This window comes from Spongiibacter thalassae (genome assembly GCF_012272835.1).
Taxonomy (GTDB): domain Bacteria; phylum Pseudomonadota; class Gammaproteobacteria; order Pseudomonadales; family Spongiibacteraceae; genus Spongiibacter; species Spongiibacter thalassae.
The window spans coordinates 360,727-373,640 of the sequence record NZ_JAAWWK010000002.1 but is presented as its reverse complement, the minus strand read 5'-3'; the positions used below and the strand labels follow the sequence as shown (position 1 = coordinate 373,640).

Annotated in this window: 14 protein-coding genes; 2 read left to right on the top strand and 12 right to left on the bottom strand. The window is 57.2% G+C overall.

The window, feature by feature from the left end; genetic code table 11:
* The first annotated feature begins 85 nt into the window (after positions 1-85).
* Positions 86-727, top strand: coding sequence for an NAD(P)H-binding protein (locus tag HCU74_RS05905; RefSeq protein ID WP_168449491.1), 642 nt, complete (start codon positions 86-88; stop codon positions 725-727).
* Positions 728-777: 50 nt separating this feature from the next.
* On the opposite strand, the gene rpoS is transcribed toward HCU74_RS05905, so the two are convergent.
* The 11 genes from rpoS to pyrG all read right to left on the bottom strand — a co-directional run bounded on the left by rpoS (position 778) and on the right by pyrG (position 10,915).
* Complete coding sequence (rpoS, locus tag HCU74_RS05900; RefSeq protein ID WP_168449490.1) at positions 778-1,749, bottom strand: RNA polymerase sigma factor RpoS; 972 nt, start codon at positions 1,747-1,749, stop codon at positions 778-780.
* A gap of 131 nt (positions 1,750-1,880) precedes the next feature.
* Positions 1,881-2,669, bottom strand: a complete 789-nt coding sequence (locus HCU74_RS05895) for a peptidoglycan DD-metalloendopeptidase family protein (RefSeq protein WP_168449489.1) — start codon at positions 2,667-2,669, stop codon at positions 1,881-1,883.
* A gap of 155 nt (positions 2,670-2,824) precedes the next feature.
* On the bottom strand, positions 2,825-3,736 hold the full coding sequence (locus HCU74_RS05890; protein WP_168449488.1) for a DUF368 domain-containing protein: 912 nt from the start codon (positions 3,734-3,736) through the stop codon (positions 2,825-2,827).
* 34 nt (positions 3,737-3,770) lie between these two features.
* Entirely contained in the window at positions 3,771-4,409 is a 639-nt protein-coding gene (locus HCU74_RS05885) for a protein-L-isoaspartate(D-aspartate) O-methyltransferase (protein ID WP_168450033.1), read from the bottom strand.
* Between the two features lie 53 nt (positions 4,410-4,462).
* Positions 4,463-5,503 (bottom strand): tRNA pseudouridine(13) synthase TruD, encoded by a 1,041-nt coding sequence (gene truD / locus HCU74_RS05880; protein ID WP_168449487.1) that lies wholly within the window; start codon positions 5,501-5,503, stop codon positions 4,463-4,465.
* Positions 5,493-5,978, bottom strand: coding sequence for a 2-C-methyl-D-erythritol 2,4-cyclodiphosphate synthase (gene ispF / locus HCU74_RS05875; RefSeq protein WP_168449486.1), 486 nt, complete (start codon positions 5,976-5,978; stop codon positions 5,493-5,495). The genes truD and ispF overlap by 11 nt, the downstream gene beginning before the upstream one ends.
* A complete protein-coding gene (ispD, locus tag HCU74_RS05870) occupies positions 5,975-6,697 on the bottom strand; it encodes a 2-C-methyl-D-erythritol 4-phosphate cytidylyltransferase (protein ID WP_168449485.1) in 723 nt (240 codons plus the stop codon). The genes ispF and ispD overlap by 4 nt, the downstream gene beginning before the upstream one ends.
* A gap of 5 nt (positions 6,698-6,702) precedes the next feature.
* A complete protein-coding gene (locus tag HCU74_RS05865; RefSeq protein WP_168449484.1) occupies positions 6,703-6,981 on the bottom strand; it encodes a septum formation initiator family protein in 279 nt (92 codons plus the stop codon).
* Between the two features lie 48 nt (positions 6,982-7,029).
* Positions 7,030-8,313, bottom strand: a complete 1,284-nt coding sequence (eno, locus tag HCU74_RS05860; RefSeq protein WP_168449483.1) for a phosphopyruvate hydratase — start codon at positions 8,311-8,313, stop codon at positions 7,030-7,032.
* Between the two features lie 66 nt (positions 8,314-8,379).
* On the bottom strand, positions 8,380-9,231 hold the full coding sequence (gene kdsA / locus HCU74_RS05855; RefSeq protein ID WP_168449482.1) for a 3-deoxy-8-phosphooctulonate synthase: 852 nt from the start codon (positions 9,229-9,231) through the stop codon (positions 8,380-8,382).
* 61 nt (positions 9,232-9,292) lie between these two features.
* On the bottom strand, positions 9,293-10,915 hold the full coding sequence (pyrG, locus tag HCU74_RS05850; protein WP_168449481.1) for a CTP synthase: 1,623 nt from the start codon (positions 10,913-10,915) through the stop codon (positions 9,293-9,295).
* Positions 10,916-11,103: 188 nt separating this feature from the next.
* On the opposite strand from pyrG, the gene HCU74_RS05845 reads away from it, so the two are divergent.
* Complete coding sequence (locus HCU74_RS05845) at positions 11,104-11,907, top strand: inositol monophosphatase family protein (RefSeq protein ID WP_168449480.1); 804 nt, start codon at positions 11,104-11,106, stop codon at positions 11,905-11,907.
* A gap of 77 nt (positions 11,908-11,984) precedes the next feature.
* Here the strand turns inward: HCU74_RS05845 and secF are convergent, their stop codons facing one another.
* A complete protein-coding gene (secF, locus tag HCU74_RS05840; protein WP_168449479.1) occupies positions 11,985-12,908 on the bottom strand; it encodes a protein translocase subunit SecF in 924 nt (307 codons plus the stop codon).
* Between the last annotated feature and the right edge of the window lie 6 nt (positions 12,909-12,914).

The window sequence follows — 12,914 nt, the reverse complement described above, 5'->3', positions numbered from 1 at the left end:
TTTTCGTCTGGCCGCCCCTGGGCTGTCATGTACCTAGCCAGCCCTCCCAATCAACACCCCTAAGTCGAACAACAAGCGGAAGAATATGGAACGCCACGCCATCGTCATTGGCGCTACCGGATTGATCGGTAGCGCACTGCTCAGCCAACTTGCCAGCAACAGTGCTTTTACTCGAATCACGGCCATCACCCGCCGCCCGATCTCGTCGACACCCCGCGTACACAATATCGTAGTGGACTTTGACCAGCTCGACACGGTCGCCGATGCCTTTAGCGGCGACTATCTGTTTTGCTGTATGGGGACCACACGTAAGCAGGCGGGCTCTCTGGCAGCACAATACAAAGTCGATGTGGACTACCCACTGCACGCTGCGACCCTGGCCAAGGCCCGAGGCGTCAAGCACCTGCTACTGGTGTCGTCGATGTCGGCCGACAGCCGCAGTCGCAGCGCCTACCTGCGTATGAAGGGACAACTCGAAGATGGGGTAAAGGCCCTCTGCTTTGAGCGCCTGAGCCTGTTTCAACCATCGCTGCTGCTGGGTGAACGGGAACATCGCCGGACCGGCGAGTACCTGGCGGGTAAATTAATGCCCGCGCTGTGCAAGCTACCGGGGCTGAAACGCTACCGACCGATTAGCGGCAGCGAGGTTGCAACCAAGATGATCGCCAGAAGCCTGGCGCAGGGGCCTGCGATAGAACGGTTTTCACTCGACGAGATTTTTAACTGAAAAGCGGCCCAATGGGCCGCTGCGAAAGGGGGCTGAGGCTGAGCGGTGGTCTACGGCGCCTCGGAAAACAGCGCCCCGGCGTTGAGACCATTGCTTTCAAACAAATGACGCATCGCCTTTAACGCCTCAACCTGGATTTGCCGCACCCGCTCGCGGGTCAGGCCAATTTCCCGCCCCACTTCCTCAAGGGTTGCCGCTTCGTGGCCACGAAGGCCAAAGCGGCGTACCACAACCTCCCGCTGTTTCTCGTTCAGTTCGTCCAGCCAGTGATCGATGCTTGCGGACAAATCCTGGTTCTGCAGAATTTCGCTGGGGTTGAGGGCATTGGTGTCGGCAATCGTATCCAGCAGCACCTGATCGGTATCCTGCGCCGTGGGCACATCCACCGAGCCAACCCGCTCTTTCAGACTACACAGCCGTTTCGCCTCGGCAACAGGCCGATCCATTGCCCGCGCCATTTCCTCCGGCGAAGGCATGTGATCGAGCTTTTGGCTTAATTCACGCTCGGCGCGCAGGTAGCCATTCAGTTCTTTCACCACATGAATGGGCAGGCGGATAGTCCGGGTCTGGTTCATAATCGCCCGCTCTATCGTCTGCCTGATCCACCAGGTTGCGTAGGTGGAAAAGCGAAAACCGCGCTCGGGGTCAAATTTCTCTACTGCCCGGATCAGCCCAAGATTACCCTCTTCGACCAGATCGAGCAGGGTAAGACCACGGTTCAGGTAGCGCCGGGCAATTTTTACCACCAGCCGCAGATTACTCTCAATCATGCGCTTTCGCCCGGCCTCGTCACCCTTTCGGGCCAGGCGAGCAAAGTGCACTTCCTCTTCGGGGGTTAAAAGTGGTGAGAAACCAATTTCACTAAGGTAAAGCTGAGTCACATCGACTTCGCTACTCAGCCGCTTGCTCCGCCCCAGACGGCTGATGCCTTTTTCAGGTTTGTCGCCGCTGCCCTGAATGTCTTTACTGGCCAGGCCATCAAACTTGCCGGACCGCTCTTCGTTTGTTTCATATACCCGCATCGTCGAATCCTTATCGGAAATTGTTTGTTATTTTCGACTTCTGTAATGCTTCAGGTTGCTACCCTGATTATTATATTCACTATCTGTAGCGTGAACACCTTGTTGGACATCAACCTGATGATGTCCCGCACTCAGCGTTTCGGTAGCAATCCCAAAGGATCAACTGGCTTACCATCTATGCGAACTTCAAAATGTAGTTTGGCCGAATCTGTACCACTGTCCCCCAGCTCGGCGATTTTTTGCCCTGATATAACGCTTTCTCCCTCTCTGACCAATAGTTTTCTATTGTGCCCATAAGCACTGAGGTATCGGTCGGAATGCTTCAGAATCAGCAAATTGCCGTACCCCACCAAGCCACTCCCCGCGTAAACCACAACACCACTTCGGGAAGCCCTTACAGGCTCACCCATTTTGCCTTTTATATCAATACCCTTATGTGCTTGTCCTGAAGCAATAAATCGCCTTACCACTCCACCGGGGGCTGGCCACAACCAGCCACTCTCGGCGTCATGCTGCTTTACCGCAGGTTTGGCGGTAACAGTTTTTTCACGGGGTTTGGCTTTGGGCTTGGCCGGGGGAGGCGGAACGGCAACAGCGGGTTTAGCCGGTGCCGGAGGGGGCGCTGATACTGTGACGGGTGGCTTTTTGGCAACCGCACTGCGCTCGGTAAGCTGAATCGCCTGACCAGGATAAATGGTGTAAGGTTTACCAATGTCGTTAGCAGCCGCTAACCTTTGAACATCGAAGCCATAGCGCCAGGCGATGGCAAACAGGGTATCCCCTCGACTGACAATGTAATAGGGGGGAGGCTTTTCTGCTGGATTATAGCGATCGTAAACAGGCGCGCGCTGATGATTGCCCGCACAGGCTGTCAGGCTAATCAGCAGCGCAGTGATAAGGACACGCAGCCTGATTTCCATTATCCCGACGCCACCTGCAAATCGCTTCCCTCCCCACCTTGTTACGTTTTCACGCTCAATTTGTCACCCTGTGCAGGGCCGACGGGCGCTTTTGTCTTAGTCTCACCTTAGCTTCAAAAAATTCTCTAAAATCATTTTTTAATGAAAAAAAAATCTTAAGATGCTGCAAATTTTTCAGCAATTTTTTCCAGTGATACGACCACGACAATACCAAAGGCCATCACTGAGAAGCATAACAGGAGCTGGGGGTCAGCGTATTCCCCGTAGTGGCCTGGTAGCACATTGTGCCAATCCAGGTTGTGGTCGCTGCTGGCCACGCCTCCGGCGGCGCCAAGCTTCCACGGCCATATAATCGCGAGAGAACCCAGTAACACTCCGGTAAGCCACGCCAGAAGCGGACCGCGGAAATGATGGAGCATATAGCTCAACAGGCGCACAAACAGTAATAAACCCGTTGCACAGCCCGCGACAAATACCGCCAGCATCGCCAGATCCATCGCTTTAATGGCATTGATGACCGGTTCGTACATGCCTAACAGCAACAGTATAAAGCTGCCGGAAATCCCCGGCAGAATCATTGCGCAGATGGCAAGCGCCCCCGCGGCAAAAACCGTCAACCCGGTTACCGGCACCTCCCCGGGACGAACGACGGCAATTAGCAGGGCCAATGCCACACCCAGCAGGAGATAGACCGGCTGAAGGCGGCTGCGGGGCGCCTGCCGGTAGACCAGCAGCGCCGAGGCGAGAATCAAACCAAAGAAAAACGCCGACAACGGCACCGGATGGGTTTCCAGCGCCCAGGAAATCCCTCGAGCCAAAGACAGCACACTGAAACAGATACCCAGCATCAGGCTGAGCAGGAAATTGCCATTGATGTGACGCCACATTTCCGCTGGCCCGGCCGAGAACAGCAGCCGCAACGCGGTCAGGTCGCAGTTTTTCAGGCTATCGATAAGCTGGTCGTAAATTCCGGTGATAAATGCGATGGTGCCACCGGACACCCCCGGCACAACGTCTGCCGCGCCCATGGCAACGCCACGTAAAAATATGGCCAACCTGAATTTCAAGCCCTTGTCTCCCTTGTGCATCCCTGCGCGCCAACTAGGCTAATATGCCGCTGACGAGGGGGACGAATTGAACCGGTTCAACACAGCGCTCTTCCACACCCTCAGCACTGCGATCATAGATATATAAGTGTTGTTGCTGCCCCTGCTTGCCGATAGGAATCACCAGCCGCCCACCCACTGCCAGCTGCTCGAGCAGCTCCGGCGGTACCACCTCTGGCGCCGCCGCCGACAGAATGCCGTTAAACGGCCCACGTTCTGCCCAGCCCATACCACCGTCGGCGTGTCGCAGGTGGACATTGTGCAGATTCAGCTGTCGCAGACGGGCACGCGCCTTCTCCTGCAAGGGACGAATACGCTCGACACTGAACACGCGACCGACAAGCTGAGCGAGAATGGCGGTTTGGTAACCGGACCCCGTACCCACCTCAAGCACACGTTCCAGCGGCCCCTTTTCAAGCAGTAGCTCTGTCATTCGCGCAACGATATAGGGCTGCGACAGGGTCTGCTGAAAACCAATGGGCAGCGAACTGTCCTCATAGGCCCGGTGGGAAAGGGCTTCGTCAAGAAAAATATGGCGCGGGGTAGCGCGCAGGATGTCCAGAATTTTGGGGTCGCTGATGCCCTGCCCACGCAAGCGCTCTATCAAACGATCGCGGGTGCGTTGGGAGGTCATGCCGATGCCCTGAAAATTACTGCTCAACGTAGGATTCTCTTATAGTCACGCCCTTAGGCATCAATGAATTCTCGCACAAGCGCCGTGGCGAAACAGCCCCTGGGCAGGGAAAACTCCACCCTCAGACTACGCTCTGGCAAGTGCTGCCAATCCAATCCCTTGGGTATTACCCGCAGACTGCGGCGTTCCATTTTCAGTCCGTGACGCTTCAAGCCATCGCACAGGACGCGGTGCTCTGCGAACACCTGCGCCTCGAAAGCGGCGACATCTGCGGTAACGCCATTGCGCCCCTCTGCGCCAAACAGTGGGCCAGAGGGGTGAATATCCCCCTCGGCCATACGCTGTCTTATTTCATCATCAACCTCGGCCTGAAAAACACTGCCACTGTCACGCAGGGAAAACAGCTCCCCCGTCAGCGGCTCGCACCAGCTGCCGTCGGCTACCCGCCGCGCCAGCACCGAGTTAAAAATATAGGCCCGGGCCGCCGACAGGTAGAGGCCCTTTTGAAAACGCGGCACCTTGCCACCTTGATCAAACCACTGCAAACAGGCTTCAATATTGCCGCCATCATGACCAAAGCGCTGGTCGCCAACATAATTGGGCAGTCCCTTCGCTAGCTCTTGCAAGCGGCGGTCCAAGGCCGCCGTATCACCATCGACTTCGCGCAGGGTCAGACTAAACCGATTGGCACGGTGACTGCCCAAGCGGAGTTTCTGACGATGCCGCCCGAAGCGTTCAACCCGCCACCAGGAGGAGTCGCTGCCCTCGGCACCCTCACTCGTCTCCATCACCCCGCCCCAGTCGCGCCCGTGTTTGCCCGGCAGGTGCACACAGAACCACTGGCGCGTAAGGGCCTGGCGGTCCTTCATACCGGAGTAGGTCACCGCCTTCACCGGCACACCGGCAAGCTCGGCAATTCGCCGCGCCACATAGTCGGTGTTATTACCCCTCTTCACCACCCACAGCCAGTCAAACTCGCCGTCATCGCTGAAGTCCACGCTGAATTCTTCGTCAACACGGAAGTCCTCCGGCGACAGCTTCAGTACGCCGTGGGCCTCGGGGCCACCCAGTGCCCGGGGCCAATCAACCAGCATTGACGCTCTCCAGCAGCACCACCGCGTCCACCGCGATACCCTCCTCGCGACCGACAAAGCCGAGTTTTTCCGTGGTCGTGGCTTTCACACTGACCAGCGACAGGTCTACCCCGATAAGCTCGGCAATACGCCCCCGCATCGCCGGAATATGGGGCATCAGCTTGGGACGCTGAGCGGCAATGGTGATGTCGGCGTTGCCGAGGCGAAACCCTCGCTCGGTGATCAAGCCATAGCAGTGCTGGAGTAACACGCCGCTGTCGGCGCCGGCAAAGGCCTCGTCAGTATCGGGAAAATGCTGACCGATATCCCCCAATGCCAATGCCCCCAACAGCGCATCGCACAGTGCGTGCAAGGCTACATCGCCATCGGAGTGAGCGATCAGCCCTCGACTATGGGGAATCGTCACCCCCGCAAGCACGATCCGATCACCCTCGCCAAAGCGGTGTACGTCATAGCCGTGGCCAATACGAATCATGGCGAATCGCCCTCTGCGCGCAGTTCATTCAGGAAAAACTCAGCCAAAGCCAAATCTTCACGGTGGGTTATTTTAATATTCCGGTGACTGCCCTGGATAATAGCCACATGTCCACCTGTCGCTTCAATGGCCGAGGCTTCGTCTGTCACCAGAACACCCCGTTTACGGCAGTCAGCGAGCGCCGAGAACAGGTCGGCCAGCGGGAACATCTGGGGTGTCTGCGCCCGCCACAATACCGTGCGGTCCACCGTCTCCACCACCTGCTGTCGGTCGTTAGCTCGCTTGACCGTATCTACCATCGGCTGCGCCAGTATCCCGCCACAGTCCCGGGCCAGACACTCCTCGATCAACCGTGACAGGTCAGAGCCTGAAAGACAGGGCCGCGCGGCATCGTGTACCAGTACCCAGTCCCGCTCACCAGCGTCCTGCGCGATGCTTGCCAGTGCCAGCTCGACCGAGTCTGCGCGCTCTGCACCACCCTGCACTGCCCGCACTCGAGAGTTGCGACTGACGGCCAGCTGCTGAAAATGGCTGTCGTCGCCCCGCAGGGCAACCACCACCGTAGCGATGCGAGGCTCCGCCAGCAACGCGTGCAGGCTGTGCTCGATAACCGCCGCATTGCCGAGGTCGAGATATTGCTTCGGGCAGTCGGCGCCAAAGCGACTGCCTTTGCCAGCCGCGGGCACCACCGCCCAGAGACGAGGAGTTGAATCAGACACCCATACTACTCTTCAATAATCAGATAGAAGGTTTCACCTTCTCCGATCATACCCATATCGCTACGCGCCCGCTCACCAATACTGTCGAGGTCGTGTTTTAAACTGCGTACTTCACCCACCAGGCGTTCGTTGCGATTGCGTTGATTATTATTCAGTTGTTGTTGTTCAGCGATTTCCCGGCGCAGACTGACGATCTGCTCCCAGCTGCCATTGCCCGTCCACAAGCGATATTGCAGTGCAGACAGGATTAGCAGGAGTAGGATCAATAATCGACGTCGGGTCATGGCTCATCCTGAGATGTCGGGGCACCGCAGCGCCCCATTCCGATCACATTATGCCCGGAACTCATCGCGGCCACGGTAGGCGGCACCCAATTCAGCTTCGATGCGCAGCAAGCGATTGTATTTCGCTACACGGTCCGAACGACACAGTGAGCCGGTTTTTATCTGGCCGGCCGCCGTCGCTACCGCCAGGTCGGCGATGGTGGTGTCTTCGGTTTCACCACTGCGGTGAGAAATGACCGCTGTATAGCCGGCTTCCTTGGCCATCTTGATGGCGTCCAGAGTTTCGGTCAGCGAACCGATCTGGTTGAATTTAATCAGTATTGAGTTCGCAATACTGTTATCAATGCCCCGCTTCAGGATGCTGGTATTGGTCACGAACAGATCGTCACCCACCAGCTGCACACGGTCGCCGGTCAGTTTGGTCAGGGTCGCCCAACCGTCCCAGTCGCTCTCGTCCATACCGTCTTCAATGGAGATGATCGGGTATTTACGTGACAAGGCGTCGAGATACTCGGCAAAGCCAGTCGCGTCAAATTCCTTGCCCTCACCGGCCAGGACGTATTTACCGTCTTTGTAAAACTCGGAAGACGCGCAGTCCAGCGCGAGGGTAACGTCGTCACCCAGGGTGTAGCCGGCATTGGCTACCGCCTCGGCAATCACCTCGAGTGCCGCTTCGTTAGACGGCAGGTTCGGCGCGAAACCACCTTCGTCACCTACCGCCGTGTTGAGGCCACGGGCAACCAGTACTTTTTTCAGCGCGTGGAAGATTTCAGCGCCGACCCGAAGGGCTTCGGTGAAGGTCTTCGCACCAACGGGCTGTACCATGAATTCCTGAATATCCACGTTGTTGTCGGCGTGCTCACCACCGTTGAGGATATTCATCATCGGTACCGGCATGGAGTACTCGCCTTCGGTACCATTGATCTGGGCAATACGTTGATACAGCGGAATACCTTTTTCGATGGCCGTCGCCTTGGCCGCTGCCAGTGACACTGCCAGAATGGCGTTAGCGCCAAACTTGGCTTTGTTCTCGGTGCCATCGGCATCGATCATTGCTTTGTCCAGGGCGCGCTGGTCGTCGGCGTCCATACCCATCAGCAGATCGCGAATGCTGGTGTTGATATTGGCAACGGCCTTGGTTACGCCCTTACCCAGGTAGCGCGCCGGGTCGCCATCGCGCAGTTCCAGTGCCTCGCGGGAACCGGTGGAAGCACCGGAGGGAGCGCAGGCTGTGCCCACCGCACCAGAGGCCAGTACCACATCTGCCTCTACTGTCGGGTTGCCCCGTGAATCCAGCACCTCAAAGGCCTTGATATCAACAATCTCAGACATTTAGCAATCTCCATATGTGTTTAGATACGTGTTGCCCCGGCACAGCGACCGAAGCCTATATTCGGGCTAGCTCAAATCCAGTTCCGGCAGTGACTTGACCACGGTGTCTACCGCCTTCATTTGTTCCAGAAACGGTTTTAATGCCGACAACGGCAGGGCGCTGGGGCCATCGCACAGCGCTTTGTCCGGGTCCGGGTGAGCCTCCAGGAACAGGCCAGCGATTTTTTGGGTCATACCGGCGCGGCCGAGCTCGGCAACCTGGTGCCGGCGTCCGCCCGAGGCGGCCCCCATCGGATCACGGCACTGCAGCGCATGGGTCACATCGAAAATCAACGGTGCTCCGCCACTGACTTCGCGCATGGTGCGAAACCCAAGCATATCCACCACCAGGTTGTCGTAGCCGAAATTGCTGCCGCGTTCGCACAGCATGACCTTGTCGTTGCCGCACTCGGCGAATTTTTCGACAATGTTTTTCATCTGCGCAGGGCTGAGGAACTGGGGTTTTTTGATATTGATCACCGCACCGGTGGCGGCCATCGCAGCCACGAGGTCGGTTTGGCGGGCAAGGAAGGCTGGCAATTGAATGACATCACAGACCTCAGCTACCGGACCCGCCTGATGCACTTCGTGCACATCGGTAATCACCGGTACGTTAAAGGTCTGTTTGATTTCCTGGAAAATTTTCAGCCCCTCGTCCATACCAGGGCCGCGATAAGAATGAATGGACGAGCGATTGGCCTTGTCAAAGGAAGCTTTGAAGACATAGGGAATACCCAGCTCGGCACAGACGCCGACGTAGTGCTCAGCCACCTGCATCGCCAGATCGCGGGACTCCAGCACATTCATTCCGCCGAATAAAACGAAGGGGTGAGCATTGCCCACCTCGATATCAATGACCTTTAGGGTTTTATCCTGCATGGTTTGACTCCAGAGAGGTAAACAAGCTCATCGGCGCGATCACTGACCGCCCCGACTCTCTTTAGGCTTTATGGTTAAGTGCCGCTTTGACAAAACCGGTAAACAGCGGGTGGCCATCACGGGGGGTCGAGGTAAATTCCGGGTGGAACTGACAGGCGACAAACCAGGGATGGTCCACCACTTCAACAACCTCAACCAGGCTCTTGTCCGCCGACCAGCCACCGATACGCAGCCCCTGCTCCTGCAGGCGTTCCACGTAGTTGTTATTCACTTCATAGCGGTGACGGTGGCGCTCGGTAATTTGCTCGGCACCGTATATATCTCTGGCCAGAGAGCCTTCCACAAGGTGACACAGCTGGGCACCCAGACGCATGGTACCGCCCAGATCCGACGCCTCGTCGCGCTGTTCAGTTTCACCCTCAGCGGTTACCCATTCGGTAATAAGCCCCACCACCGGGTTGCTGCTGTTATCGACAAATTCACTGCTGTTGGCGTCTTCAAGACCCAGCACATTGCGGGCAAACTCAATGACCGCTACCTGCATACCCAGGCAGATGCCCAGATACGGAATTTTGTTTTCCCGCGCATACTGCACAGTGCGAATTTTACCTTCGACACCGCGGTTGCCGAAGCCGCCGGGAACCAGAATACCATCGACCCCTTCGAGCACTGACAGCCCTTCGGTTTCAATGGTTTCCGAGTCGATATAACGCACATTGACCTTGGAGCGGGTGTGGATTCCCGCGTGCTTCAGGGCCTCGTTCAGCGACTTGTAGGCATCGAGCAGTTCCATGTATTTACCGACCATCGCAATGGTCAGTTCCTGCTCCTGGTGCAGGTCGCCGTCGATAACAGCATCCCACTCCGACAGATCCGCCGGCGGGCAGTCCAGACCAAAGCGCTCGACAATCAGGTCATCAAGCCCCTCGGATGACAGCAGGGACGGAATCCGGTAGATCGAGTCAACATCCCGCAGCGGAATGACCGCACGGGACTCTACATTGGTAAACAAGGCGATTTTGTGGCGGCTGCTCAATTCAATTTCGTGATCCGAGCGGCACAGCAGTACATCGGGTTGCAAGCCGATAGAACGCAATTCCTTAACGGAGTGCTGGGTGGGCTTGGTCTTGGTTTCGCCCGCGGTCGCGATATAGGGCACCAGTGTCAGGTGCATCAGCATGGCGCGTTTGGCGCCCAGCTCGACCTTCAGCTGGCGGGCGGCCTCGAAAAAAGGCAGCCCTTCGATATCACCCACGGTGCCGCCGATCTCGACAATGGCGATATCGGCATCGCCGGCCCCGGCAATTACCCGGCGCTTGATCTCGTCGGTGACATGGGGGATAACCTGTACCGTGCCACCAAGATAGTCACCCCGGCGCTCCTTGCGCAGTACCGTTTCGTACACCCGGCCGGTGGTGAAGTTGTTGCGCTTGTTCATTTTTGAGCGCAGGAAGCGTTCGTAGTGTCCCAGATCGAGATCGGTCTCGGCACCGTCTTCGGTTACAAACACTTCGCCGTGCTGAAAGGGGCTCATCGTACCCGGATCAACGTTAATATAGGGGTCGAGCTTGAGCAGGGTGACATTCAAGCCACGCGCTTCGAGGATCGCCCCTAGCGAGGCAGAGGCAATGCCCTTGCCCAATGATGAAACAACGCCGCCGGTGACGAATATGAAACGCGCCATGTAATGCCTATTCTCGAACTGGATATGGAAGAAGAGCCGCGGAAACCGATAAATCCAAGGCCCCTGTAAGATGGGGGCTCAGTTTAACAGCATGACCTGGCCTAGACAATGAAATTAGCTCTCTGAGCCGGGCCAGAGCTCTGTTATACTACCCTGCTAAATGCTTGCACTTTCAAGGTCTTAGTTATATGCAACCAATGCTTAATATTGCCCTGCGCGCCGCCCGCAAGGCCGGGGATCTCGTGGCCCGCGCCGCCGAACAGGTCGATCGCCTGCAGATCGAGTCCAAGGGCGAGAACGATTTCGTCACTGAGATCGACCGCAAGTCCGAAAGCGAAATTATCTACCACCTGAAAAAAGCCTATCCGGATCACGCCTTCCTCGGTGAAGAAAGCGGCATCAGCGGCAACCCGGACAGCGAATACCAGTGGATCATTGACCCCATTGATGGCACCACCAATTTTATTCGCGGCATCCCCCATTTTTGTATTTCCATCGCCTGCCTGCACAACGGCCAAATTGAACATGCGGTGGTACTCGATCCGATTCGCCGGGAGGAATTCACCGCCAGCCGCGGCCGTGGCGCCCAGGTCAATGGTCGTCGGGTGCGGGTGACCAGTGCAACCAGCCTCGACGGCGCGCTGATCGGCACCGGCATTCCCTTCAAAGCCCGCAGCGACCAGCATATTCCTGCGTATATGCGCAGCCTCGAAGCAGTAGCCAGCGAAACCGCCGGTATTCGCCGCGCCGGATCGGCGGCACTGGACCTGGCCTATGTCGCGGCCGGTCGTCTCGACGGGTTCTGGGAAATCGGTCTGGGCAAATGGGACATCGCCGCAGGGGTATTACTGGTGCGGGAAGCGGGTGGCCTGATCAGTGATTTCCAGGGTGGCGGCAGCTACCTTGAAACCGGCAATATCGTCGCGGCCAATCCGAAATGTTTGAAAGGACTGTTACAGGCGATCAAACCCCACTTGGAGCATATACGCTAAACCCTTGGCTTTAGCGCAAAAAAACGGCGTGTGGGCCTGGCCCACACGCCGTTTTTTTTGCATCACTCTGGCTGCGCCTAGGGCAGTTCATCCACCTCGGCACCCTCTTTCTCCGGCACCACCAAATCTTCCTGACTGATCTTCATGGCAACCAACAGACTCGCCACAACATAGATGGAAGAGTAGGTTCCCACGGCGATACCCACCAACAGGGCCAGGGCAAAGCTGTGGATCATTTCACCGCCCACCAGTGCCAGCGCGATTAACACCAGCAAAGTCGTACCCGAGGTCACCAATGTCCGTCCGAGCGTATCGGTCAGCGAGATATCGATAATTTCCAGCGGCGTATGCCCACGCATACCGCGCAGGTTCTCACGAATGCGGTCGGCGACCACAATGGAGTCGTTCAGTGAGTAACCGATTACCGCCAGCACCGCAGCCAGTACGGTAAGATCAAAATCCCAACCGACCAGCGAAAACACACCAAGGGTAATAATGACATCGTGCCCCAGTGCCGCCACGGCGCCAAAGGCAAACTTGAGCTGGAAGCGCATGGCCACGTAGATCAGCACCACAATCAGCGCCAACAATACCGCCAGACCGCCCTGCTCGCGCAGCTCCTCACCCACCTGGGGGCCGACGAATTCTATCCGCCGCAGCTCAACGCCACCGGGGCTACCCGCCTCCAGCACCGACAACACCTGGTCGCCCAGCTCAGGACTCATCCCCTGTGGCAGACGCACCAGAACATCGGTATCGGAGCCAAAGTTCACCACAATGGCATTCTCGAAGCCCTCCTCTGCCAGAGAGTTACGCACCTCTTGCAGGGGCACCGATTCCTCATAGATCACTTCAATCAAGGTGCCGCCGGTAAAGTCCAGGCCGAAATTCAGCCCCTTGACGCCCAGCAGCACGATGGAGGCGATCACCAGTGCAGCGGACAACAACGAGGCAACCTTGCGGGCGGCCATAAAACGGATAATGATTCTTTCCTCTGACATCTGCTG

Coding starts and splice junctions, on each gene's coding strand:
- HCU74_RS05845 (WP_168449480.1), top strand. CDS start 11,104: ATGCAACCAATGCTTAATATTGCCCTGCGCGCCGCCCGCAAGGCCGGG.
- ispF (WP_168449486.1), bottom strand. CDS start 5,978: ATGATTCGTATTGGCCACGGCTATGACGTACACCGCTTTGGCGAGGGT.
- eno (WP_168449483.1), bottom strand. CDS start 8,313: ATGTCTGAGATTGTTGATATCAAGGCCTTTGAGGTGCTGGATTCACGG.
- HCU74_RS05905 (WP_168449491.1), top strand. CDS start 86: ATGGAACGCCACGCCATCGTCATTGGCGCTACCGGATTGATCGGTAGC.
- HCU74_RS05895 (WP_168449489.1), bottom strand. CDS start 2,669: ATGGAAATCAGGCTGCGTGTCCTTATCACTGCGCTGCTGATTAGCCTG.
- truD (WP_168449487.1), bottom strand. CDS start 5,503: ATGCTGGTTGATTGGCCCCGGGCACTGGGTGGCCCCGAGGCCCACGGC.
- HCU74_RS05865 (WP_168449484.1), bottom strand. CDS start 6,981: ATGACCCGACGTCGATTATTGATCCTACTCCTGCTAATCCTGTCTGCA.
- HCU74_RS05885 (WP_168450033.1), bottom strand. CDS start 4,409: ATGACCTCCCAACGCACCCGCGATCGTTTGATAGAGCGCTTGCGTGGG.
- secF (WP_168449479.1), bottom strand. CDS start 12,908: ATGTCAGAGGAAAGAATCATTATCCGTTTTATGGCCGCCCGCAAGGTT.
- pyrG (WP_168449481.1), bottom strand. CDS start 10,915: ATGGCGCGTTTCATATTCGTCACCGGCGGCGTTGTTTCATCATTGGGC.
- kdsA (WP_168449482.1), bottom strand. CDS start 9,231: ATGCAGGATAAAACCCTAAAGGTCATTGATATCGAGGTGGGCAATGCT.
- rpoS (WP_168449490.1), bottom strand. CDS start 1,749: ATGCGGGTATATGAAACAAACGAAGAGCGGTCCGGCAAGTTTGATGGC.